Source organism: Enterobacter sp. 01-M-03-SI-ECC, from assembly GCF_047530215.1.
GTDB lineage: Bacteria > Pseudomonadota > Gammaproteobacteria > Enterobacterales > Enterobacteriaceae > Enterobacter > Enterobacter chengduensis.
In genome coordinates this window covers 1-20,457 of the sequence record NZ_JBLKDA010000020.1, presented here as the reverse complement: position 1 = coordinate 20,457, position 20,457 = coordinate 1, and the positions used below count along the sequence as shown (strand labels likewise).

22 protein-coding genes and 2 pseudogenes are annotated in these 20,457 nt (G+C 58.2%); 17 read left to right on the top strand and 7 right to left on the bottom strand.

The genetic code is table 11. The features are described 5' to 3' along the window. Nucleotides 1-17 precede the first annotated feature (17 nt). The 8 genes from agaV (at nucleotide 18) to ACMWKK_RS17400 (ending at nucleotide 7,787) form a co-directional block, all read left to right on the top strand. Nucleotides 18-491 carry a PTS N-acetylgalactosamine transporter subunit IIB gene (gene agaV, locus ACMWKK_RS17435; RefSeq protein ID WP_045331043.1) on the top strand — a complete coding sequence of 158 codons (474 nt, stop codon included), beginning with the start codon at nucleotides 18-20 and terminating at the stop codon, nucleotides 489-491. Between the two features lie 10 nt (nucleotides 492-501). Further along, nucleotides 502-1,281: a PTS N-acetylgalactosamine transporter subunit IIC gene (agaW, locus tag ACMWKK_RS17430; protein ID WP_045331040.1), complete on the top strand. Its 780-nt coding sequence runs from the start codon at nucleotides 502-504 to the stop codon at nucleotides 1,279-1,281. Then, entirely contained in the window at nucleotides 1,271-2,149 is an 879-nt protein-coding gene (agaE, locus tag ACMWKK_RS17425; protein ID WP_112781027.1) for a PTS N-acetylgalactosamine transporter subunit IID, read from the top strand. Before agaW ends, agaE begins: the two co-directional genes overlap by 11 nt. A 16-nt stretch (nucleotides 2,150-2,165) precedes the next feature. Further along, nucleotides 2,166-2,600, top strand: coding sequence for a PTS galactosamine/N-acetylgalactosamine transporter subunit IIA (agaF, locus tag ACMWKK_RS17420; protein WP_045331036.1), 435 nt, complete (start codon nucleotides 2,166-2,168; stop codon nucleotides 2,598-2,600). 276 nt (nucleotides 2,601-2,876) lie between these two features. Beyond that, nucleotides 2,877-4,025: an SIS domain-containing protein gene (locus ACMWKK_RS17415; protein WP_112781028.1), complete on the top strand. Its 1,149-nt coding sequence runs from the start codon at nucleotides 2,877-2,879 to the stop codon at nucleotides 4,023-4,025. A gap of 12 nt (nucleotides 4,026-4,037) precedes the next feature. Next, a complete protein-coding gene (gene kbaY, locus ACMWKK_RS17410; protein WP_112781029.1) occupies nucleotides 4,038-4,910 on the top strand; it encodes a tagatose-bisphosphate aldolase subunit KbaY in 873 nt (290 codons plus the stop codon). Between the two features lie 119 nt (nucleotides 4,911-5,029). Beyond that, nucleotides 5,030-6,601, top strand: coding sequence for a maltose/glucose-specific PTS transporter subunit IIBC (malX, locus tag ACMWKK_RS17405; RefSeq protein WP_112781030.1), 1,572 nt, complete (start codon nucleotides 5,030-5,032; stop codon nucleotides 6,599-6,601). Nucleotides 6,602-6,614: 13 nt separating this feature from the next. After that, nucleotides 6,615-7,787, top strand: a complete 1,173-nt coding sequence (locus ACMWKK_RS17400; protein ID WP_112781031.1) for a MalY/PatB family protein — start codon at nucleotides 6,615-6,617, stop codon at nucleotides 7,785-7,787. 132 nt (nucleotides 7,788-7,919) lie between these two features. Here the strand turns inward: ACMWKK_RS17400 and ACMWKK_RS17395 are convergent. Both ACMWKK_RS17395 and rsmI read right to left on the bottom strand, forming a co-directional pair. Further along, nucleotides 7,920-8,330, bottom strand: a pseudogene (locus tag ACMWKK_RS17395) (Fic family protein); the annotation flags it as partial. 79 nt (nucleotides 8,331-8,409) lie between these two features. Continuing rightward, nucleotides 8,410-9,273, bottom strand: a complete 864-nt coding sequence (gene rsmI, locus ACMWKK_RS17390; RefSeq protein WP_112781032.1) for a 16S rRNA (cytidine(1402)-2'-O)-methyltransferase — start codon at nucleotides 9,271-9,273, stop codon at nucleotides 8,410-8,412. A gap of 62 nt (nucleotides 9,274-9,335) precedes the next feature. On the opposite strand from rsmI, the pseudogene ACMWKK_RS17385 reads away from it, so the two are divergent. From ACMWKK_RS17385 to dolP, 4 genes and pseudogenes are all read left to right on the top strand, one after another. Beyond that, nucleotides 9,336-11,341: pseudogene (locus ACMWKK_RS17385) on the top strand (penicillin-binding protein activator). Beyond that, on the top strand, nucleotides 11,299-11,694 hold the full coding sequence (locus ACMWKK_RS17380) for a YraN family protein (RefSeq protein WP_021242244.1): 396 nt from the start codon (nucleotides 11,299-11,301) through the stop codon (nucleotides 11,692-11,694). The pseudogene ACMWKK_RS17385 and the gene ACMWKK_RS17380 overlap by 43 nt, the downstream one beginning before the upstream one ends. A gap of 21 nt (nucleotides 11,695-11,715) precedes the next feature. Further along, entirely contained in the window at nucleotides 11,716-12,306 is a 591-nt protein-coding gene (gene diaA / locus ACMWKK_RS17375; RefSeq protein ID WP_003861754.1) for a DnaA initiator-associating protein DiaA, read from the top strand. A 9-nt stretch (nucleotides 12,307-12,315) separates the two neighbouring features. Then, entirely contained in the window at nucleotides 12,316-12,891 is a 576-nt protein-coding gene (gene dolP, locus ACMWKK_RS17370; RefSeq protein WP_023333574.1) for a division/outer membrane stress-associated lipid-binding lipoprotein, read from the top strand. A 65-nt stretch (nucleotides 12,892-12,956) separates the two neighbouring features. On the opposite strand, the gene ACMWKK_RS17365 is transcribed toward dolP, so the two are convergent. Both ACMWKK_RS17365 and ACMWKK_RS17360 read right to left on the bottom strand, forming a co-directional pair. Then, nucleotides 12,957-13,994 (bottom strand): permease, encoded by a 1,038-nt coding sequence (locus ACMWKK_RS17365; protein ID WP_406542877.1) that lies wholly within the window; start codon nucleotides 13,992-13,994, stop codon nucleotides 12,957-12,959. A 40-nt stretch (nucleotides 13,995-14,034) separates the two neighbouring features. Then, nucleotides 14,035-14,679, bottom strand: coding sequence for an NAD(P)H-binding protein (locus ACMWKK_RS17360; RefSeq protein WP_112781035.1), 645 nt, complete (start codon nucleotides 14,677-14,679; stop codon nucleotides 14,035-14,037). Between the two features lie 128 nt (nucleotides 14,680-14,807). Here ACMWKK_RS17360 and ACMWKK_RS17355 point away from each other — a divergent pair, with 128 nt between their 5' ends. Next, nucleotides 14,808-15,326, top strand: coding sequence for a type 1 glutamine amidotransferase domain-containing protein (locus ACMWKK_RS17355; RefSeq protein ID WP_045331014.1), 519 nt, complete (start codon nucleotides 14,808-14,810; stop codon nucleotides 15,324-15,326). Here the strand turns inward: ACMWKK_RS17355 and ACMWKK_RS17350 are convergent. Continuing rightward, nucleotides 15,306-15,740 (bottom strand): YhbP family protein, encoded by a 435-nt coding sequence (locus tag ACMWKK_RS17350; RefSeq protein WP_112781036.1) that lies wholly within the window; start codon nucleotides 15,738-15,740, stop codon nucleotides 15,306-15,308. The two genes, ACMWKK_RS17355 and ACMWKK_RS17350, sit on opposite strands and share 21 nt — an antisense overlap. 14 nt (nucleotides 15,741-15,754) lie before the next feature. Between ACMWKK_RS17350 and ACMWKK_RS17345 the strand changes: the two genes are divergently transcribed. Continuing rightward, nucleotides 15,755-16,084: a GIY-YIG nuclease family protein gene (locus tag ACMWKK_RS17345; protein WP_072265622.1), complete on the top strand. Its 330-nt coding sequence runs from the start codon at nucleotides 15,755-15,757 to the stop codon at nucleotides 16,082-16,084. Here ACMWKK_RS17345 and ACMWKK_RS17340 read toward each other — a convergent pair. Beyond that, nucleotides 16,071-16,574: a GNAT family N-acetyltransferase gene (locus ACMWKK_RS17340; protein ID WP_045331011.1), complete on the bottom strand. Its 504-nt coding sequence runs from the start codon at nucleotides 16,572-16,574 to the stop codon at nucleotides 16,071-16,073. The genes ACMWKK_RS17345 and ACMWKK_RS17340 overlap by 14 nt on opposite strands. Next, nucleotides 16,568-17,092: a ubiquinone anaerobic biosynthesis accessory factor UbiT gene (ubiT, locus tag ACMWKK_RS17335; RefSeq protein WP_112781037.1), complete on the bottom strand. Its 525-nt coding sequence runs from the start codon at nucleotides 17,090-17,092 to the stop codon at nucleotides 16,568-16,570. The genes ACMWKK_RS17340 and ubiT overlap by 7 nt, the downstream gene beginning before the upstream one ends. Before the next feature lie 211 nt (nucleotides 17,093-17,303). Here ubiT and ubiU point away from each other — a divergent pair, with 211 nt between their 5' ends. From ubiU to ACMWKK_RS17320, 3 genes are all read left to right on the top strand, one after another. After that, entirely contained in the window at nucleotides 17,304-18,299 is a 996-nt protein-coding gene (ubiU, locus tag ACMWKK_RS17330; protein ID WP_045331008.1) for a ubiquinone anaerobic biosynthesis protein UbiU, read from the top strand. A gap of 7 nt (nucleotides 18,300-18,306) precedes the next feature. After that, nucleotides 18,307-19,185, top strand: a complete 879-nt coding sequence (locus ACMWKK_RS17325; RefSeq protein ID WP_112781038.1) for a U32 family peptidase — start codon at nucleotides 18,307-18,309, stop codon at nucleotides 19,183-19,185. Between the two features lie 78 nt (nucleotides 19,186-19,263). Then, the gene (locus tag ACMWKK_RS17320; protein WP_406542876.1) at nucleotides 19,264-20,271 is read left to right on the top strand and encodes a luciferase-like monooxygenase; all 1,008 of its coding nucleotides are present in this window, start codon (nucleotides 19,264-19,266) and stop codon (nucleotides 20,269-20,271) included. The last annotated feature ends 186 nt before the right edge of the window (nucleotides 20,272-20,457 follow it).

Sequence of the window (20,457 nt, the reverse complement as noted above, 5' to 3'; positions counted from 1 at the left end):
AAAAAGAGGAAAGCGCTATGCCAAACATTGTCTTATGCCGCATTGATGAGCGCCTGATCCACGGCCAGGTCGGCGTGCAGTGGGTGGGGTTTGCGGGGGCAAACCTGGTGCTGGTCGCCAATGACGAGGTTGCAGAGGATCCGGTTCAACAGAACCTGATGGAGATGGTGCTCGCGGAAGGGATCGCCGTGCGCTTCTGGCCGCTGCAAAAAACGATCGACAACATTCACCGCGCCGCTGACCGCCAGAAAATCCTGCTGGTCTGCAAATCACCGGCCGATTTTCTGAAGCTGGTTGAGGGCGGCGTGCCCATCACCCGTATCAACGTCGGAAACATGCACTACGCCAGTGGCAAACAACAAATTGCCAAAACGGTCTCTGTCGACGCGGACGATATCGCCGCCTTCAACGGCCTGAAAGCGGCCGGGGTGGAATGCTTCGTTCAGGGCGTGCCAACAGAAACTGCTTTGGATCTCTTTAAACTGCTCTGAGGGATTCACCATGGAAATCAGCCTGTTGCAGGCGCTGGGATTGGGCATACTCGCCTTTATCGCCGGTCTGGATATGTTTAATGGGTTAACGCACATGCACCGCCCGGTGGTGCTCGGGCCGCTGGTCGGCCTGATTCTGGGCGACCTGCACACCGGCATTTTGACCGGCGGTACGCTGGAGCTGGTCTGGATGGGGCTGGCCCCGCTCGCCGGTGCCCAGCCGCCGAACGTGATTATCGGCACCATCGTGGGGACCGCATTTGCCATCAGCACCGGGGTGAAGCCGGACGTTGCCGTTGGCGTCGCCGTGCCGTTTGCGGTCGCGGTACAGATGGGGATCACGTTCCTCTTCTCCGTGATGTCCGGCGTGATGTCGCGCTGCGATCGCATGGCGGCCAATGCCGATACCCGCGGCATTGAACGGGTGAACTATCTGGCGCTGCTGGCGCTCGGCATTTTCTATTTCCTGTGCGCGTTTCTGCCGATCTACTTCGGCGCGGAACATGCGAAAACCGCCATTGATGTTCTGCCGGCACGGTTGATTGACGGTCTCGGCGTCGCGGGCGGCATCATGCCCGCCATCGGCTTCGCCGTGCTGCTGAAGATCATGATGAAAAACGTCTACATCCCTTACTTCATTATCGGTTTTGTCGCCGCCGCCTGGCTCAAGCTTCCGGTGCTGGCGATTGCGGCCGCCGCGCTGGCGATGGCGCTGATCGACCTGATGCGTAAATCACCTGAACCGACGGCTCCCGCGGCCCAGAAAGAGGAATTCGAAGATGGCATCTAACCAAACCACTCTGCCGGGCGTGTCTGAACGCGAAGAGACGCTGCTGACCGGCGTGAATGAAAACGTCTACGAAGACCAGAGCATCGGCGCCGGGCTGACGAAAAAGGATATTAACCGCGTCGCCTGGCGCTCCATGTTGCTGCAGGCCTCGTTTAACTACGAACGTATGCAGGCCTCCGGCTGGCTTTACGGATTGCTGCCCGCGCTGAAAAAGATCCATACCAACAAGCGGGACCTTGCGCGCGCCATGAAAGGACATATGGGCTTCTTCAATACCCATCCGTTCCTGGTGACCTTTGTTATCGGCATCATTCTGGCGATGGAGCGCTCCAAGCAGGATGTAAACAGCATCCAGAGCACCAAAATTGCCGTGGGCGCGCCGCTCGGCGGCATTGGCGATGCCATGTTCTGGCTCACGCTGCTGCCCATCTGCGGCGGTATCGGCGCGAGCCTGGCGCTGCAGGGTTCGATTCTTGGTGCCGTGGTCTTTATCGTGCTGTTTAACGTGGTGCACCTCGGCCTGCGTTTTGGTCTGGCGCACTACGCTTACCGGATGGGCGTGGCGGCCATTCCGCTGATCAAAGCCAACACCAAAAAGGTCGGCCACGCGGCGTCTATCGTCGGAATGACGGTTATCGGCGCGCTGGTGGCCACCTACGTCCGCCTCAATACCACGCTCGAAATTAAGGCGGGCGATGCCGTAGTCAAACTGCAGGCCGACGTGATCGACAAGCTGATGCCCGCGTTCCTGCCGCTGATCTACACCCTGATTATGTTCTGGCTGGTACGCCGCGGCTGGAGCCCGCTGCGCCTGATTGGCATCACCGTGCTGCTGGGCGTTATCGGTAAATTTTGTCACTTCCTGTAAAAGCAAAGAGGTTGCGATGTTAGGCATTATTTTGACGGGTCACGGCGGTTTTGCCAGCGGGCTTGAGCAGGCGATGAAGCAGATCCTGGGCGAACAGCCGCAGTTTATCGCCATCGATTTTCCTGAAACGTCCACCACCGCGCGGCTGACCGCGCAGCTTGAGCAGGCGGTGAACGAACTCGATGCAGAGCACGATATTGTGTTTCTTACCGATCTGCTCGGCGGCACGCCGTTTCGCGTGGCGTCAACGATCGCGATGCAAAAACCGGGGCGCGAAGTCATTACCGGCACCAACCTGCAGCTGCTGCTGGAGATGGTGCTGGAGCGCGACGGATTAAGCAGCGAGGCGTTTCGCCTGCAGGCGCTGGCGTGCGGCCATCGCGGCCTGACGAGCCTCGTAGACGAGCTGGGGCGCTGTCGCGAGGAAGCACCGGCAGAGGAAGGGATATAACCCCCTGACTTTCGAAATCTGACTTTTTAAGCCCTACCTCTTATGTTCTTTCGGCCTTATCGGGTGACATCGTAAGGCCTTTCTTTTCCTTTCCTTAAATTTCCCCTTCCCTTTCACGATCACACTTTTCGTTTTATTTCTTTTCTTTCATTGAAGTTTCGATGTCTTTTCTATAGATTTTATTTCACTGCTTATGTGAACAAGTGAAACGAAACGAAAGATAGCGACACGTTTGCCAGCGTCTGATGTGGAATTCACACGACTAAGGACTGAGTTATGCCACAAATACCCACCGCCGCCGCAACCGGCACCTGGACAGAGGAAGAGATCCGCCAGCAGCCTGCCAGCTGGATCCGCTCGCTCAACAACATCGATAGCCTGCGCGCGTCTATCGACAGCTTCCTGACGCCGCTGCTGCGCAAGCCCGATCTCCGGATCGTCCTGACCGGCGCGGGCACGTCCGCATTTATCGGCGATATCATTGCGCCATGGCTTGCGAGCCACACCGGGAAAAATATCTCCGCCGTACCGACCACTGACCTGGTCACTAACCCGATGGATTACTTCAGCCCTGCATATCCGCTCCTGCTGGTTTCGTTTGCCCGTTCTGGCAACAGTCCGGAAAGCGTCGCGGCCGTAAAGCTGGCCAACCAGTTCGTACCGGAGTGCTACCACCTGTCGATCACCTGCAACGAGGCAGGAAGCCTGTACCAGACCGCCGTCGACAGCGATAACGCTTATGCCCTGCTGATGCCAGCCGAAACGCACGATCGCGGGTTCGCAATGACCAGCAGTATCACCACCATGATGGCGAGCTGTCTGGCCGTATTCGCCCTGGAGACGATCAACAGTCAAACCTTCCGCGACGTGGCCGATCGCTGTCAGGCGATCCTCACCTCGCTCGGCGATTTCAGCCACGGCGTCTTTGGCAGCGAACCGTGGAAGCGGATCGTGTATCTGGGAAGCGGCGGCCTGCAGGGCGCGGCGCGCGAATCGGCGCTAAAGGTGCTGGAGCTGACGGCGGGCAAGCTGGCGGCCTTCTACGATTCCCCCACCGGTTTCCGTCATGGGCCGAAGTCGCTGGTGGATAACGAAACGCTGGTGGTGGTGTTTATCTCCAGCCATCCGTATACGCGCCGGTACGATCTGGATCTGCTGGCCGAACTGCGCCGCGATCGTCAGGCCCTGCGCGTCGTCGCCATCGCCGCTGAAAACGATCCGGCCATTGAAGCGGGTCCGCACATCCTGCTGCCACCTTCCCGCCCGTTTAGCGACATGGAACAGGCGTTCTGCTTCCTGATCTATGCCCAGGTCTTTGCTCTTACCCAGTCGCTCAGCGTAGGCAATACGCCCGATACGCCATCCGCCAGCGGGACGGTCAATCGCGTGGTGCAGGGCGTTGTTATTCATCCGTGGCAGGCTTAAGAGGATCCGATCATGACTATTATTTCGACGAAATATCTTCTGCAGGACGCACAGGCAAAAGGTTATGCCGTTCCGGCGTTTAACATCCACAACGCGGAGACGATCCAGGCGATCCTCGAAGCGTGCAGCGAAATGCGATCGCCGGTGATCCTGGCGGGCACGCCGGGCACCTTTAAGCATATTGCGCTGGAAGAGATCTACGCTCTGTGCAGCGCGTACTCCCACACTTACGACATGCCGTTAGCGCTGCACCTCGATCACCACGAGTCGCTGGACGATATTCGCCGCAAGGTCAACGCGGGCGTGCGCAGCGCGATGATCGACGGCAGCCACTATCCGTTCGAGCAAAACGTGAAGCTGGTGAAGTCGGTGGTCGATTTCTGCCACCTACACGACTGCAGCGTCGAGGCCGAGCTGGGCCGCCTGGGCGGCGTGGAAGATGACATGAACGTGGACGCCGAAAGCGCGTTCCTCACCGATCCGCAGGAGGCGAAACGCTTCGTTGAACTGACCGGCGTCGACAGCCTCGCCGTCGCCATCGGCACCGCCCACGGCCTTTATACCAAACGCCCAAAAATCGACTTCCAGCGGCTGGCGGACATCCGCGAAGTGGTCACCGTGCCGCTGGTATTGCACGGCGCAAGCGACGTGCCGGATGAGGATGTGCGCCGCACCATCGAGCTGGGCGTTTGCAAAGTCAACGTGGCAACCGAGCTGAAAATCGCCTTCTCTGACGCGGTGAAAGCCTGGTTTGCCGAAAATCCGCAGGGCAACGATCCGCGCTTCTATATGCGGGTTGGCATGGACGCCATGAAATCGGTGGTCAGAAGCAAAATCGCCGTTTGCGGTTCCGCAAACCGCCTCCTGCTTCCGGCCGAAGCCTGACCCCATCGCGCATTACATCAATACCTAAAAAATAACTATAAGCCTCGCAAATATGAAGGCGCGTTCTGATTCACGACCGCGCCTTCCATTACCATAAAAAATTCCGAGGAGTACCCTACATGACACAGGAAAAGTCATTCAAATCGAAAGCGTGGGAGTTTTTTCAGAGCCTGGGAAAGACCTTTATGTTTCCGGTCTCCCTTCTGGCGTTTATGGGCCTGCTGCTGGGTATCGGCAGCTCGGTGACCAGCCCTTCCACGATTAAAAGTTTTCCTTTTCTCGGCGGCGAACTCACGCAGCTGACCTTTGGCTTTATCGCCATGGTGGGCGGCTTCGCCTTTACCTACCTGCCGCTGATGTTCGCCATGGCGATCCCCATGGGCCTTGCCAAACGCAATAAGGCCGTGGGCGCGTTTGCCGGGTTCGTCGGCTACATGCTGATGAACATGAGCATCAACTACTACCTGACCGCCACCCACCAGCTTGCCGATGCCGCCACCATGAGACAGGTGGGGCAGTCGATCGTGCTGGGGATCCAAACCCTGGAGATGGGCGTGCTGGGCGGCATCGTCGTGGGAGTAATCACTTACTTCCTGCACGAGCGTTTTCAGGACACGGTGCTGCACGACGCCTTCGCCTTCTTTAGCGGCATCCGTTTTGTACCGATTATCACCGCCCTTACCCTTTCACTGGTCGGTCTGTGTATTCCGCTGCTGTGGGAATACGTTGCGATGGGCATTGCCGGTATCGGCCATATCATCCAGAGCACCAGCGTCTTTGGCCCGTTCCTCTACGGCGTGGGCGTGCTGCTGCTTAAACCCTTCGGCCTGCACCACATTCTGCTGGCGATGGTGCGCTTCACCCCGGCGGGCGGCATTGAAATGGTTAACGGACACGAAGTCGCCGGGGCGCTGAATATCTTCTACGCCGAGCTGAAAGCCGGTCTGCCGTTTAGCCCGCACGTTACCGCGTTTCTGTCACAAGGGTTTATGCCGACCTTTATCTTCGGCTTACCTGCCGTAGCGTACGCCATCTACCGCACCGCCCGCCCCGAAAACCGCCCGGTGATTAAGGGCCTGCTGCTCTCGGGCGTGCTGGTGTCCGTCGTCACCGGTATTTCAGAGCCGATTGAGTTCCTGTTCCTGTTTATCGCCCCCGCGCTTTACGCCTTCCATATCGTGATGTCGGGCCTGGCGCTGATGGTGATGGCCCTGCTCGGCGTCACCATCGGCAACACCGACGGCGGGATTTTGGATCTGCTGATCTTCGGCGTGATGCAGGGGATGTCGACCAAATGGTATCTGCTGTTCCCGGTCGGTATTGCCTGGTTTGCTATCTACTTCTTCGTCTTCCGCTGGTACATCCTGAAACACGATATCAAGACGCCGGGACGCGAGGTGGACGCGCAGGGCGCGCAGCAGGCCGTCGAAACCAACACCCGCGCGCGTGGAAAATCGAAATACGATCACGGGCTTATTCTGCAGGCGCTCGGAGGCAAAGAGAACATTGAGTCGCTCGACAACTGCATCACCCGCCTGCGTCTGGTGGTGAAGGATATGGGGCTTATCGATCAGCAGGCGCTGAAAGCGGCGGGCGCCCTGTCGGTCGTGGTGCTGGATGCCCACAGCGTACAGGTGATCATCGGCCCGCAGGTGCAGAGCGTCAAAACCGGCATTGAAGCCTTAATTTAACAAGGGGGTCGTTGTGTTTGATTTCGATAAAATCATCGAGCGTAAAAGCGACAGGTGCCGTAAATGGGACCATGCGTTTGTCTGCTCGCGCTTTGGTGATGTTCCGGAAGGGTTTATCCCGCTGTGGATCGCAGATATGGATTTCACCTCGCCGCCCGCCGTGATTGAAGGCTTTCGGCGCATCGTGGAGCACGGCACCTTTGGCTATACGTGGTGCTTCGACGAGTTTTACGAGGCGGTGATTCGCTTCCAGCGAACGCGCCACCAGGTCGAGATGGAGAAATCGTGGATTACCCTCACCTACGGCACCGTGTCCACGCTGCACTACACGGTGCAGGCATTCTGCACGCCTGGCGACTGCGTGATGATGAACACGCCGGTCTACGACCCGTTTGCCATGGCGGCACAGCGTCAGGGCGTGCGGGTCCTTGCTAACCCGCTTCGCGTGGAGGAAAACCGCTATCAGCTGGATTTTAATCTGATTGAAGATCAGCTTAAAACCCACCATCCAAAACTGTGGTTCTTCTGCTCGCCGCATAACCCCTCGGGCCGAATCTGGCGCGCGGACGAGATACGCCAGGTGTCCGATCTCTGTAAGCGCTACGGCACGATTCTGGTCGTCGATGAGGTTCACGCCGAGCACATTCTGGACGGCACATTCGTCAGCTGTCTGACCCCGGGCTGTGCCGCACTGGACAACCTGATCGTGCTGACGTCGCCCAATAAAGCCTTCAACCTGGGCGGGCTGAAAACCTCTTATTCGATGATCCCGGACGATACGCTGCGCCTGCGCTTCCGCCAGCAGCTTGAGAAGAACTCGATTACCTCGCCCAATATGTTCGGCGTCTGGGGGATTATCCTCGCCTACCAGCACGGTCTGCCCTGGCTCGACGCGCTTAACGGGTATCTGCAGGGCAATGCCCGCTATCTTGCGGACGCTATTCAGACCCACTTCCCGGCGTGGAAGATGATGAACCCGGAATCGTCATATCTGGCCTGGATAGACGTGAGCGCCGACGAGCGCAGCGCGACGCAGTTAACCCAACATTTCGCCCGTCAGGCTGGTGTGGTGATTGAGGACGGCAGCCACTACGTGCAAAACGGCGAAAACTACCTGCGAATCAACTTCGGCACGCAGCGCGACTGGCTGGAGCAGTCCATCAACCGCATGCTGAAGCATTACTGATAAGGATCTTAACGTAACGGTGAAGCTGAATCTGGTGAAGGATAAAAAACGCGGTGGTGATTACGCTGCAGCCGCTGGAAACGCTGGTGTTTGAGGCGATACCGGGGAACTAAATCGCGTTCAACTGGCAGGTTAAGCCATGACCTGCCAGCTCCCGCCTTTCCTTGCCCCAATGCGTTTTAATTTACCTTTTGCTTGCAAAGAATGGAGATAACGTTCCGCAGTGCGGGAAATCACTCCCAGGGCAGATGCCAACATTACCGCAGTCAATTGTGGTTGAACGGTGAGAAGCTCAAGGATAGCTTTTTCCTTTTCCGACATTTTTTCCGACATGACGGACGACATGGTGATGCCTTCCCGCAAGGCTTCCGCCATATTTTGCAGCATAAATTCCACGAATACCGTGCAATCACTGGCCCGATCGCATTGCCCTAAAATCTGGTAATAGCGCGCTTGCTGGAAGTGAATCAGTGTTTCCACGGGCAGCCAAGCCAGTTCTGCACGCCACTGACTTAAGATCAACGTTTGCCACAGCCGCCCCATGCCCTAATAGCTCACCAATCCACCTGATTGAGGATATAGGACGTGATGGTAAATGGAGGCTGATAGCGGCTCATTTGGCTTACTCCCCCTGCTGCTCCAGCGCGTACTTATACAGTGCATTTTTCTTCACGCCGTGGATCTCCGCCGCTAATGCCGCCGCTTTCTTCAGCGGCAATTCCGCCTGCAGCAGCGCCAGGGTACGCAGCGCGTCGGCTGGCAGCGCGTCTTCTTCAGCCTTATGCCCTTCGACGATCAGCACCATTTCGCCCTTGCGGCGGTTTTCGTCTTCCTTCACCCATGCCAGTAGTTCCCCCACCGGCGCACCATGAATCGTTTCCCAGGTTTTGGTCAGCTCGCGCGCCAGAACCACGTAGCGGCCTTCCCCCCAGACGGTCACCATATCTTCCAGGCTCTCCAGCAGGCGGTGCGTGGATTCGTAGAAAATCAGGGTGCGCGGTTCCGCTTCCAGGTCTTTTAAAACGTCACGGCGGCCTTTGGATTTGGCAGGCAGGAAGCCTTCATAGCAGAAACGATCGGACGGCAGGCCTGCGGCGCTTAATGCGGCAATCGCGGCGCACGGCCCCGGCAGTGGCACCACGCGAATACCGGCTTCGCGACAGGTACGCACCAGGTGATAGCCAGGATCGTTGATCAGCGGCGTACCGGCGTCGGACACCAGCGCAATGTTCTGCCCCTGCTTCAGCTTCGCCACCAGCGTTTCGGCTTTTTGTTGCTCATTGTGATCGTGCAGAGCAAACAAACGGGCGTTAATCGCAAAATGTTGCAGCAGTAAGCCGGTGTGACGGGTATCTTCAGCAGCAATTAAATCAACAGCTTGCAGTACGGTGAGCGCACGTTGGGTAATATCAGACAAATTCCCGATAGGAGTAGGTACAATATATAGCTGGCCTTGAGAATTATCTGCCGTTTCGTGTTGTTTCATTGTTTCGTCCGTATTGCCGATTTAATATTGAGCATTGCGTAAAAAAAATCACTGGATACAGTATGGTACCGTTAACGTTTCTTCGAAAAAAAGCCACGCGCAGCGTGCCGCTTCTGCTGGCAGCCCTGATCTTTGCAGGCTGTGGCACCCAGGCACCTGACCAGAGCACCGCCCATCTTCAGGGTTCTGCTCAGGCTGATTCTGGCTTTTATCTGCAACAAATGTCGCAGAGTTCAAATGATACCAAGACCAACTGGCAATTACTCGCCATTCGTGCACTGCTGAAAGAGGGTAAAACCCAGCGGGCAGCCGAACTGTTTAACCAGTTGCCGAAAGATCTTAACGACGCCCAGCGCCGTGAGCAGAGCCTGCTCTCCGCTGAGCTGAAGGTCGCGCTGAAAGATTACGCCGCCGCGAAGAAGATCCTTGGGGACATCGACGTGAGCGCGCTGGATAAAAATCAGCAGGCGCGCTTCTGGCAGGCGGGCATTACCGCGGAGCAGGGACGCCCTTCGCTGACGCTGCTCCGCGCGCTCATCGCGCAAGAGCCGCTGCTCGGCGGTGCTGATAAGCAGAAAAATATTGATGCCACCTGGCAGGCGCTTGCCTCTATGACGCAGGAGCAGGCGCAGGCGCTGGTCATCAACGCCGATGAAAACGTCCTGCAGGGCTGGCTGGATCTGCAGCAGATGTGGTTTACCAACCGCAGCGATCCAAAGATGCTGAAAGCCGGGATTGCCGACTGGCAGACGCGCTACCCGCAAAACCCGGGCGCGAAAATGCTGCCAACCCAGCTGGTGAACGTGCAGAACTTTAAGCCAGCGTCCACCAGCAAAATCGCCCTGCTTCTGCCGCTCAACGGCCAGGCGGCGGTGTTTGGACGCACCATTCAGCAGGGTTTTGAAGCGGCGAAAAACGGCACGACGCCGGTAACCGGCAGCGCCGTTCCCGCGCAGGCAGCTCAGGCGGCCAACGTGAACGATGTTGTCAGTCCGTCCGCCGCCGAGACCAGCGACCTGACCACGGCGCAAGCGCCGGCGCAGGGCACCATGCAAAACCCGGTGACGGCTCCGACGACGCCTCCAGCGCCAACCCGGGCGCTGATCTGAAAATCTACGACACCAGTTCGCAGCCGCTGGACCAGGTTCTGGCGCAGGTGCAACAGGACGGGGCGAGCATCGTTGTCGGTCCGCTGCTGAAAAACAACGTGGAAGAGCTGATGAAGAGCAATACCACGCTGAACGTGCTGGCGCTCAACCAGCCTGAGCAGGTTCAGAACCGGGCCAATATTTGCTACTTCGCGCTTTCCCCTGAAGATGAAGCCCGCGATGCGGCGCGTCATATTCACGAGCAGGGCAAGCAGGCTCCGCTGCTGCTCATCCCACGCAGCGCGCTGGGTGACCGCGTGGCCACAGCCTTTGCCGATGAGTGGCAGAAGCTGGGCGGCGGCGTGGTGCTGCAGCAGAAATTCGGTTCCGTTTCTGAACTGCGCGCGGGCGTCAACGGCGGGGCAGGTATCGCGCTCAACGGCAGCCCTGTTACGACGAGCCTGCCACAGCAGCAGGGCGTGACGATTGGTGGCCTGACGATCCCAGCCCCACCTACCGACGCGCAGATTAGCGGGGGCGGTAAAGTGGATGCGGCCTATATCGTTGCCACGCCGCAGGAGATCGCCTTTATCAAACCGATGATTGCGATGCGTAACGGCAGCCAGAGCGGCGCAACGCTCTACGCCAGCTCGCGCAGCGCGCAGGGCACCGCAGGCCCGGATTTCCGTCTGGAAATGGACGGTCTGCAGTACAGCGAAATCCCGATGCTGGCAGGCAGCAACCCGGCGCTGATGCAGCAGGCGCTGAGTACCGTTCGTAACGATTACTCGCTGGCGCGTCTGTATGCCATGGGTGTTGACGCGTGGGCGCTGGCGAACCACTTTACCCAGATGCGCCAGGTGCCCGGCTTTGAGCTTAACGGCAACACCGGCGATCTGACCGCCACTCAGGATTGTGTGATTAACAGGAAGTTATCATGGCTCAAATACCAGCAGGGGCAGATCGTCCCGGCCAGTTAAGCCGCAAACAGACCGGCGATGCGTGGGAGCTAAAGGCGCGTCGCTGGCTTGAAGGCAAAGGACTGCGCTTTATCGCCGCCAACGTCCGCGGGCGCGGCGGCGAAATCGACCTGATCATGAAAGACGGTCAGGTCATCGTGTTTGTAGAAGTGCGCTTTCGACAGTCCTCCCGTTTTGGCGGTGCTGCCGCCAGCGTGACGCTCGCCAAACAACATAAATTATTACAGACTGCCCACTTGTGGCTTGCCCGCCATAATGGGAGTTTTGATACTGTGGATTGCCGGTTCGATGTGATAGCCTTCACCGGAAATGAGATCGAATGGCTTAAAAACGCTTTTGGCGAAGACGCATAATTAAGATTTAAAAGGGATAACGTGCTCGAAAGAATTAAAGTGTGCTTCACAGAAAGCATCCAGACTCAGATTGCCGCGGCGGAAGCCCTTCCGGATGCTATCTCGCGTGCCGCAATGACGCTGGTGCAATCCCTGCTTAATGGCAACAAAATCCTCTGTTGTGGCAACGGCACGTCGGCCGCCAACGCACAGCATTTTGCTGCCAGCATGATCAACCGTTTTGAAACAGAGCGCCCGAGTTTACCTGCCATTGCACTTAATACCGATAATGTGGTCTTAACGGCGATTGCTAACGATCGTCTGCATGACGAAATTTACGCAAAGCAGGTGCGAGCCCTGGGTCATGCCGGAGATGTGCTGCTGGCCATCTCCACGCGCGGCAACAGCCGGGATATTGTCAAAGCCGTTGAAGCCGCCGTCACCCGCGACATGACCATTGTGGCCTTAACCGGCTATGACGGGGGGGAGCTGGCGGGTCTGCTTGGGCCGCAGGATGTGGAAATCCGCATACCTTCTCACCGGAGCGCACGTATTCAGGAAATGCATATGCTCACGGTGAACTGCTTATGTGACCTGATCGATAACACGCTTTTCCCTCACCAGGATGATTAAGGAGTTCTTATGAAGGCTTTATCGACCCTTGCAGTCCTTATGTCTGCATTACTGCTTCAGGGATGTATCGCTGCGGCCGTTGTGGGTACCGCCGCGGTAGGCACCAAAGCGGCGACCGATCCGCGCACCGTGGGAACACAGGTGGATGACGGTACGCTGGAGCTGCGCGTCAACAGTGCGCTGTCGAAAGACGAACAAATCAAGAAAGAGGCGCGTATCAACGTAACGGCTTACCAGGGCAAAGTGCTGCTGGCAGGCCAGGCGCCGAATATGGAGCTCGCCTCGCGTGCGAAACAGATTGCGATGGGCGTAGAAGGGACCACAGAAGTGTTTAACGAAGTGCGTCAGGGCAAGCCAATTGGCCTGGGTGACGCCTCTTCCGATACCTGGATCACCACCAAAGTGCGCTCCCAGCTGCTTGGCTCGGACCAGGTGAAATCTTCCAACGTGAAAGTGACGACGGAAAACGGCGAAGTGTTCCTGCTCGGTCTGGTGACCGACCGTGAAGGGAAAGCGGCGGCAGATATCGCCAGCCGGGTGAGCGGCGTGAAGCACGTCACCACCGCGTTTACTTACATTAAATAAAAAAATCCCCTCAAGTGAGGGGATTTTTTTGTAGGCCCGGTAAGCGTAGCGCCACCGGGCGTTTTTCACAGAAGCGCAATACTCCCCACCAGCACGCCACTTAACGCCACCAGCCCAGCGGTCAGCCACAGCGCTTTCGCCGGAAATGATTTGCGCAGCATAATAAGCGACGGCAGGCTAATGGCCGGCAATGTAATCAGCAGCGCCAGCGCCGGCGCGGTGCCCATGCCAGCCAGCATCATGGTCTGAACAATCGGGATCTCCGCCGCCGTTGGGATCACAAACAGGCAGCCTGCAACGGCCATCGCAATCACCCACATCAGCGTGTTGTCGATAGCGCCATCCGTATGCGGGAAGAGCCAGACGCGCGCCGCCCCGAGAACCAGCACCGCCAGGATATAGACCGGAATGGTGCTCCAGAAAAGCTGCCATAGCGCCCGGCCCCAGCGCGCAAAGAACCCGCCCTGAGGCTCGCTGACGTCCAGCTCAACAGACGCGGGCTCTGGCGCCGTATCCTTAACCAGATGCTGCACCAGCGTCGCCACCACCAGCACGGTCAGCAGCCCGGCCACCAGACGAATAAACGCGAAATGCCAGCCAAGCACAAAGCCCATAAACACCAGCGTTGCAGGGTTGAGCAGCGGGTTGCCCATCCAGAACGCCAGCGCGCCGCCCATCGATACGCGCTGACGGCGCATTCCTGCCGTCACGGGCGCGGCACAGCAGGAGCACATCATGCCCGGCAGGGAGAAGATCGTCCCCAGCAGCGTGCCCTGAAAGCGCGGCTGGCCGAGGGTTTTCACCAGCCAGTTGCGCGGGATCAGCACCTGAATCAGCGAGCCCAGGATCACGCCGAGTACGGCGGCCTTCCAGACGGCAAGGAAGTAGACCATGGCGTAATCCCACGCCGCCTGAAGCGGGCTGGCATCAGCCTGCGCGAGAATAGATTTACCGATGCTGTGCGTTTCTGCGGCGGTGAAGGCTTTACCGTAGTACGGCTGCCATTTCACGTACCAGAGGCCAACAATGACCACGAGAAAGAAGAGTGCGGGCTTCCACCATTGAACAGGTGTTGCCGCCTGAGATGAAGACTGACCAGTCATAGCATTCCCCGGAGAGTATTAGGTAATTAGCCGGGGGAGTTTACGCCTCGCCCTGCGCGATTTCACGCAGTTTTGCCGAAGGGATGATGTTTACGCCCGCTTTCGACGGGGCGAGTCCCTCTTTTAACATCGCGCGCGCGACGTCCCGCGCCTCGATGGCCTTCCAGTTGCCGGGAAGGATCCGAAACAGCGGGGCCAGGATCGACTCGTTAAAGCGGCGCTCGTCCCGGTGGCCAATGAGCATCGAAGGGCGCACAATCGTCAGCTGCTCCCATTTCTGCGCGATCAGCGCCGCCTCCATTTTGCCCTTCACCTTGTTGTAGAAGAATGGCGATCCGGCGCTGGCGCCCAGCGCGCTGACCACCAGAAAATGTCTGGCTCCCAGCTTTTTCGCCCTGAGCGCGGAATCCACCACCAGCGTATAGTCGGCGTGGATAAAGGCCTCTTTGCTACCCGCCTCCCGCCGCGTGGTGCCCAGACAGCAAAAGGCGATATCAATCGGGTCCTGCACCTGAGCCAGCGCATCCGTCAGCTGCGGATCGTGCGGATTAAAAACGCCGGAAATGTCCGCCAGCGGCCGACGCGTCGGGGCGGCGATGTAGTTCACGCGGCGATCCTGAAGCAGCAGCCGCAGCAAATGATCGCCCACCAGCCCGGTAGCACCGGTAATCAATACCTGACTCATCGTATCCCCTTTACAGAATTGTCCGTTTGCGAACTCAGCATCGTCGACCACACTTAGAAGTCTGTTACAGGTAAGTATTTACCACAAGCGGAGAAAAATCAGTCTGAAGCGAAAACAACGGAGGAAGCATGGGTAAGAAAATCGCAGTCTTGATTACCGACGAGTTTGAAGATTCAGAATTCACCTCTCCTGCAGAGGCGTTCCGCAAGGCGGGACATGAGGTCATCACCATTGAGAAAGAGGCGGGCAAAACGGTCACAGGCCATAAGGGCGAGGCCAGCGTCACCATCGATGAGACCATCGATAACGTTAGCCCCTCCGATTTTGACGCCCTGCTGTTACCCGGCGGCCATTCACCGGACTCCCTGCGCGGCGACGATCGTTTCGTCACCTTCACCCGGGATTTTGTCGCGACCGGCAAACCGGTCTTTGCCATCTGTCACGGCCCGCAGCTGCTCATCAGCGCAGAGGTGGTCCGGGGACGTAAGCTTACGGCGGTGAAGCCGATCGTTATCGATTTGAAAAACGCGGGGGCAGAGTTTTACGATCAGGAGGTGGTTAACGACAAAGACCAGCTGATCACCAGCCGGACTCCGGACGATCTCCCGGCGTTTAACCGCGAAGCGCTACGCCTGCTCGGCGCGTAGCCAGTGCAGCTTCTTGCCAAAGCCCAGGGTGTTGTCGGTAAATTTCAGCTCGTCGAGGCGGATTTCCCACACCGGGGCTTTTAGCGCAGCGGCTACCGGAAAGCGGCGCGTGTAGAGCTTACGGCGCGCGTCGCTTTCTTCTCCGTCCAGGCGACGAATTTCCCCTTTGAACTGCACGCCGCGGATCAGCGCGACCGTTTTCGGCTGGCCGTTTACCGTGCCTGCGACCTTCGCCTGCTGGCCGGTCATTTTCGCATGACGCGTTTTGTCTTCGCTCATGACATAAAATGCGACACGCTCGGGATCGTAGTAGTAAAACGCGTTGGCGCACCACATCTCCCCCTCGTCATAGACGCACCAGGTGACAACATGCTGCTTCGCCAGCCAGCGGTTAATGGCGGCCAGTGTTTCCATTTTCGTTCTCTCTCATGCTATGGTGCGTTCACCTTAACATACTGAATCTGTTTACCGTGTGCTGGTTTCTCTATCTTGTCCGAACCGCTGATAACGCCCTCTACACCGGGATCACCACCGATGTGGCGCGGCGTTTTTTACAACATCAAACGGGGAAAGGGGCAAAAGCGCTGCGGGGGAAAGGGGAACTACAGCTCGCCTTTTCGGCCCCCGTCGGCGACCGATCGCTGGCGCTCAGGCTGGAATACCGGATTAAACAGCTGACGAAGCGCCAGAAAGAGCGCCTCGTGAACGGAGACGGCTCCTTTGAGGCGCTACGCGAGAGCCTGATTAAAAGCGATTAAAATGGTCGTGGTACTCGACCAGGCCATGCACACCGTTGAGCGCGTCGTCCGCCAGGCGATGCACCTGGAAGGCGGATTCCGTACCCGGCCAGCGGCAGCGCAGATCGTAATGCGCGGCCTGCTCAAAGCCTAAACGACCATAGAACGCCGGGTCGCCCAGCGTGACAACGGCGGCGTAACCGAACTCATTGAGCGAATCCAGTCCTTCGTAGACGAGCTGACGCGCCAGCCCCTGCCCGCGATAGCTTTCATCCACCGCCAGCGGCGCCATGCCTACCCACTGAAGATCTTCGCCCTGAACGATGACCGGGCTGAAGGCAACATAGCCCACCACCTGACCTTCGTCGTCGGTGGCAACCAGCCCCAGCGTAATCAGGCCGTCTTCACGAAGATCGTGGACCAGTTGAGCTTCGGCATCGCTCTCAAACGCGCGTCGCAGCAGCGCATCGATCCCAGGCGCATCAATCCCAATTTCGACTCGAATCAGCATGGCTCACCTACTGAAGTGTGTTTAGCGTCCGGCGGGCTTTTCAGCCCGGCCTCAACGAAATCTGCCATTTGCATTAGCATCACGCGCAGCGCTTTTGGCATCTGCTCTAGCTCAATGGCATCCATTAAATTCTTCACGTACAGACCCAGCTCCGTATCGCCTTCAATCACCAGACGGCGCTGGAAGAAGAGCGTATCCGGATCTTGCTTACGCGCGGCGATCATCAGCAGATCGCTGGCGTTGGCGCTAAAGCTCACATCCGGCTCGGCGGATTCGCGGACGATCAGCTGGTCATTCTCAACGGAGGTAAACCAGCGCAGCCCGATGTCGCGCACTTCAATGCTTAACCAGCGGCCTTCCAGGAATTCCAGCTCGCCATCCTGCAGCGCCTGGCGGAACTGCCAGCTCAGAACCTGCTCCAGCACCTGACGTTTAAGCGCGAACGGCGCCAGTTTTACCGGCACGCTCAGCATTGATGGACCAAATTGTACGAGACGTGAACGCAGTTTATCCAGCACGAGCTTTACTCCCTGATATCTATAGTCCGGCTATTTTGCCATATCCGCCGCGTAACATAGCGGCATAAATCAACAAACCGTCGTCCGCCGTACCTCATTATTGGTGCCATCAATACGCCATTAGCTGCCTTAAATCAAAAATTGTCGCGTATGGGTTAATTAAAATCCCAGCTCGTTAACAATTTTGCGATCGACTACATCAGGATAAATTATGGAGCTGCTCTGCCCTGCCGGAAACCTTCCGGCGCTTAAGGCGGCCATCGAAAATGGGGCCGATGCGGTCTATATCGGGCTGAAAGATGACACCAACGCCCGCCATTTTGCTGGCCTCAACTTTACGGAGAAAAAGCTTCAGGAAGCCGTTAACTTCGTTCACCAGCATCGCCGCAAACTGCATATCGCCATCAATACCTTTGCGCATCCTGACGGCTACGCGCGCTGGCAGCGTGCGGTGGATATGGCGGCACAGCTCGGGGCCGACGCGCTGATCCTGGCCGACCTCGCCATGCTTGAGTATGCGGCAGAACGCTATCCCCATATTGAGCGCCACGTCTCTGTTCAGGCATCTGCCACCAACGAAGAGGCGGTGCGTTTTTATCATCGACACTTTGACGTGGCCCGCGTGGTGCTGCCGCGCGTGCTCTCTATTCATCAGGTTAAGCAACTCGCGCGCGTCACGCCAGTGCCGCTGGAGGTTTTTGCCTTTGGCAGCCTGTGCATTATGGCCGAAGGGCGTTGCTATCTTTCTTCTTACTTAACCGGTGAATCGCCGAATACCGTCGGGGCCTGCTCCCCTGCCCGCTTTGTCCGCTGGCAGCAAACCCCGCAGGGGCTGGAGTCGCGCCTGAACGAGGTGCTGATCGACCGCTATCAGGACGGCGAAAACGCCGGTTATCCAACCCTGTGTAAAGGGCGCTATCTGGTCGACGGCGAACGCTACCACGCGCTAGAGGAGCCCACTAGCCTCAACACGCTGGAGCTCCTGCCGGAACTGCTGGCGGCCAATATTGCCTCGGTGAAAATCGAAGGTCGTCAGCGCAGCCCGGCCTACGTAAGCCAGGTGGCGAAAGTGTGGCGTCAGGCCATCGACCGCTGCATGGCGGACCCGCAAAACTACGCTCCGCAGCAGGCCTGGATGGAGACGCTGGGCTCCATGTCCGAGGGCACGCAAACCACGCTTGGCGCCTATCACCGTAAATGGCAGTGAGATAACCATGAAATATTCATTAGGACCGGTGCTCTACTACTGGCCAAAAGAGACGCTGGAAGATTTTTACCAACAGGCCGCCACCAGCAGCGCCGATGTGATTTACCTGGGCGAAGCGGTGTGCAGCAAGCGCCGCGCCACCAAAGTGGGCGACTGGCTGGAGATGGCGAAAAGCCTGGCCGGGAGCGGCAAGCAGGTGGTGCTCTCCACGCTCGCGCTGGTGCAGGCCTCGTCCGAGCTGGGCGAACTGAAGCGCTACGTCGAAAACGGCGAGTTCCTGCTGGAAGCAAGCGATCTCGGCGTAGTGAACATGTGCGCCGAACGCAGGCTGCCGTTTGTCGCGGGTCATGCCCTGAACTGCTACAACGCCGTGACCCTGCGCCTGCTGCTCAAACAGGGGATGACGCGCTGGTGCATGCCGGTAGAGCTCTCGCGCGACTGGCTGGCAAATCTGCTGAAACAGTGCGAAGAGCTGGGCATTCGCAGCAAGTTTGAGGTGGAAGTGCTGAGCTACGGCCACCTGCCGCTGGCCTACTCCGCCCGCTGCTTTACCGCGCGCTCGGAAGACCGCCCAAAAGACGAATGCGAAACCTGCTGCATTAAGTACCCGAACGGCCGCAGCATGCTGTCGCAGGAGAATCAGCAGGTGTTTGTCCTCAACGGCATTCAAACCATGAGCGGCTATGTCTATAACCTCGGCAACGAGCTGGCGTCGATGGACGGGCTGGTGGATATGGTGCGCCTGTCGCCGCTGGATACCGGCGTGTTCGCGATGCTGGACGCCTTCCGCGCTAACGAAAACGGTGCCGCTCCGCTGCCGTTGACCGCAAACAGCGACTGCAACGGTTACTGGAGACGGTTAGCCGGGCTGGAATTGCAGGCGTAAAAAAGGCTCACTTTGTTAACAACGGTTATCATTTTTTAATGCAGTATTAAAGATTGACCGTCGACAAAGTGAGCTGTTATGACTGACAAAACCCTTCCGTTTTCGGTGCTGGATCTGGCGCCGATCCCACAAGGCTCCTCGGCGAGAGAAGCCTTTTCGTACTCTCTGGATCTGGCTCAGCTGGCTGAAAAGCGTGGCTATCAGCGCTACTGGCTGGCCGAACACCACAACATGGTAGGCATCGCCAGCGCCGCCACCTCGGTACTGATTGGCTATCTGGCGGCCAACACCACCACCCTGCACCTGGGCTCCGGCGGCGTGATGCTGCCGAACCACGCCCCGCTGGTGATCGCCGAGCAGTTCGGCACGCTGAATACCCTCTATCCGGGCCGTATCGATTTAGGGCTTGGCCGTGCGCCGGGTAGCGATCAGTCGACCATGCGCGCTCTGCGCCGCCATATGAGCGGCGATATCGATAACTTCCCGCGCGACGTGGCCGAGCTGGTGGACTGGTTCGACGCCCGCGATCCGAACCCGCACGTGCGGCCGGTACCGGGCTACGGCGAGAAGATCCCGGTCTGGCTCTTAGGCTCAAGCCTCTACAGCGCGCAGCTCGCCGCGCAGCTGGGTCTGCCGTTTGCGTTTGCCTCGCACTTCGCGCCGGATATGCTGCATCAGGCGCTGCATCTTTACCGCACGCACTTCAAGCCGTCCGAGCGTCTGGAGAAGCCGTACGCGATGGTGTGTATCAACATCATTGCCGCCGACAGCAATCGCGACGCGGAATTCCTGTTTACCTCCATGCAGCAGGCGTTTGTGAAGCTGCGTCGCGGCGAAACGGGCCAGCTTCCGCCGCCGGTGGAGAATATGCATCAGCGGTGGTCAGCGTCAGAGCAGTATGGCGTTCAGCAGGCGCTGAGCATGTCGCTGGTCGGCGATAAGGCGAAAGTGCGCCACGGGCTGGAGGCGGTGCTGCGCGAAACGCAGGCGGATGAGATTATGGTTAACGGCCAGATTTTCGATCACCAGGCGCGTTTGCATTCGTTTGATTTGGCGATGCAGGTGAAAGAGGAGTTGGTGGGGTAGCCTTTTTGCCGGATGGCGGCTTCGCCTTATCCGGCCTACGCGATCCCTGTAGGCCCGGTAAGCGGAGGGTATGAACCGGAAACATGGGTAACACTTTAGACCGGATACATGGGTAACAGTTATAACTGGCATAGAAGAGGAGACTCGCTATGCCCTGGACTGAGACCCGACCTATGCAACGCCTTG

Coding starts and splice junctions, on each gene's coding strand:
- agaE (WP_112781027.1), top strand. CDS start 1,271: ATGGCATCTAACCAAACCACTCTGCCGGGCGTGTCTGAACGCGAAGAG.
- agaV (WP_045331043.1), top strand. CDS start 18: ATGCCAAACATTGTCTTATGCCGCATTGATGAGCGCCTGATCCACGGC.
- ACMWKK_RS17360 (WP_112781035.1), bottom strand. CDS start 14,679: ATGAGTCAGGTATTGATTACCGGTGCTACCGGGCTGGTGGGCGATCAT.
- ACMWKK_RS17415 (WP_112781028.1), top strand. CDS start 2,877: ATGCCACAAATACCCACCGCCGCCGCAACCGGCACCTGGACAGAGGAA.
- rsmI (WP_112781032.1), bottom strand. CDS start 9,273: ATGAAACAACACGAAACGGCAGATAATTCTCAAGGCCAGCTATATATT.
- ACMWKK_RS17320 (WP_406542876.1), top strand. CDS start 19,264: ATGACTGACAAAACCCTTCCGTTTTCGGTGCTGGATCTGGCGCCGATC.
- ACMWKK_RS17345 (WP_072265622.1), top strand. CDS start 15,755: ATGCTATGGTGCGTTCACCTTAACATACTGAATCTGTTTACCGTGTGC.
- ACMWKK_RS17350 (WP_112781036.1), bottom strand. CDS start 15,740: ATGGAAACACTGGCCGCCATTAACCGCTGGCTGGCGAAGCAGCATGTT.
- ACMWKK_RS17325 (WP_112781038.1), top strand. CDS start 18,307: ATGAAATATTCATTAGGACCGGTGCTCTACTACTGGCCAAAAGAGACG.
- ACMWKK_RS17365 (WP_406542877.1), bottom strand. CDS start 13,994: ATGACTGGTCAGTCTTCATCTCAGGCGGCAACACCTGTTCAATGGTGG.
- dolP (WP_023333574.1), top strand. CDS start 12,316: ATGAAGGCTTTATCGACCCTTGCAGTCCTTATGTCTGCATTACTGCTT.
- ACMWKK_RS17355 (WP_045331014.1), top strand. CDS start 14,808: ATGGGTAAGAAAATCGCAGTCTTGATTACCGACGAGTTTGAAGATTCA.
- ubiU (WP_045331008.1), top strand. CDS start 17,304: ATGGAGCTGCTCTGCCCTGCCGGAAACCTTCCGGCGCTTAAGGCGGCC.
- kbaY (WP_112781029.1), top strand. CDS start 4,038: ATGACTATTATTTCGACGAAATATCTTCTGCAGGACGCACAGGCAAAA.
- malX (WP_112781030.1), top strand. CDS start 5,030: ATGACACAGGAAAAGTCATTCAAATCGAAAGCGTGGGAGTTTTTTCAG.
- ACMWKK_RS17340 (WP_045331011.1), bottom strand. CDS start 16,574: ATGCTGATTCGAGTCGAAATTGGGATTGATGCGCCTGGGATCGATGCG.
- ACMWKK_RS17380 (WP_021242244.1), top strand. CDS start 11,299: ATGGCTCAAATACCAGCAGGGGCAGATCGTCCCGGCCAGTTAAGCCGC.
- agaF (WP_045331036.1), top strand. CDS start 2,166: ATGTTAGGCATTATTTTGACGGGTCACGGCGGTTTTGCCAGCGGGCTT.
- agaW (WP_045331040.1), top strand. CDS start 502: ATGGAAATCAGCCTGTTGCAGGCGCTGGGATTGGGCATACTCGCCTTT.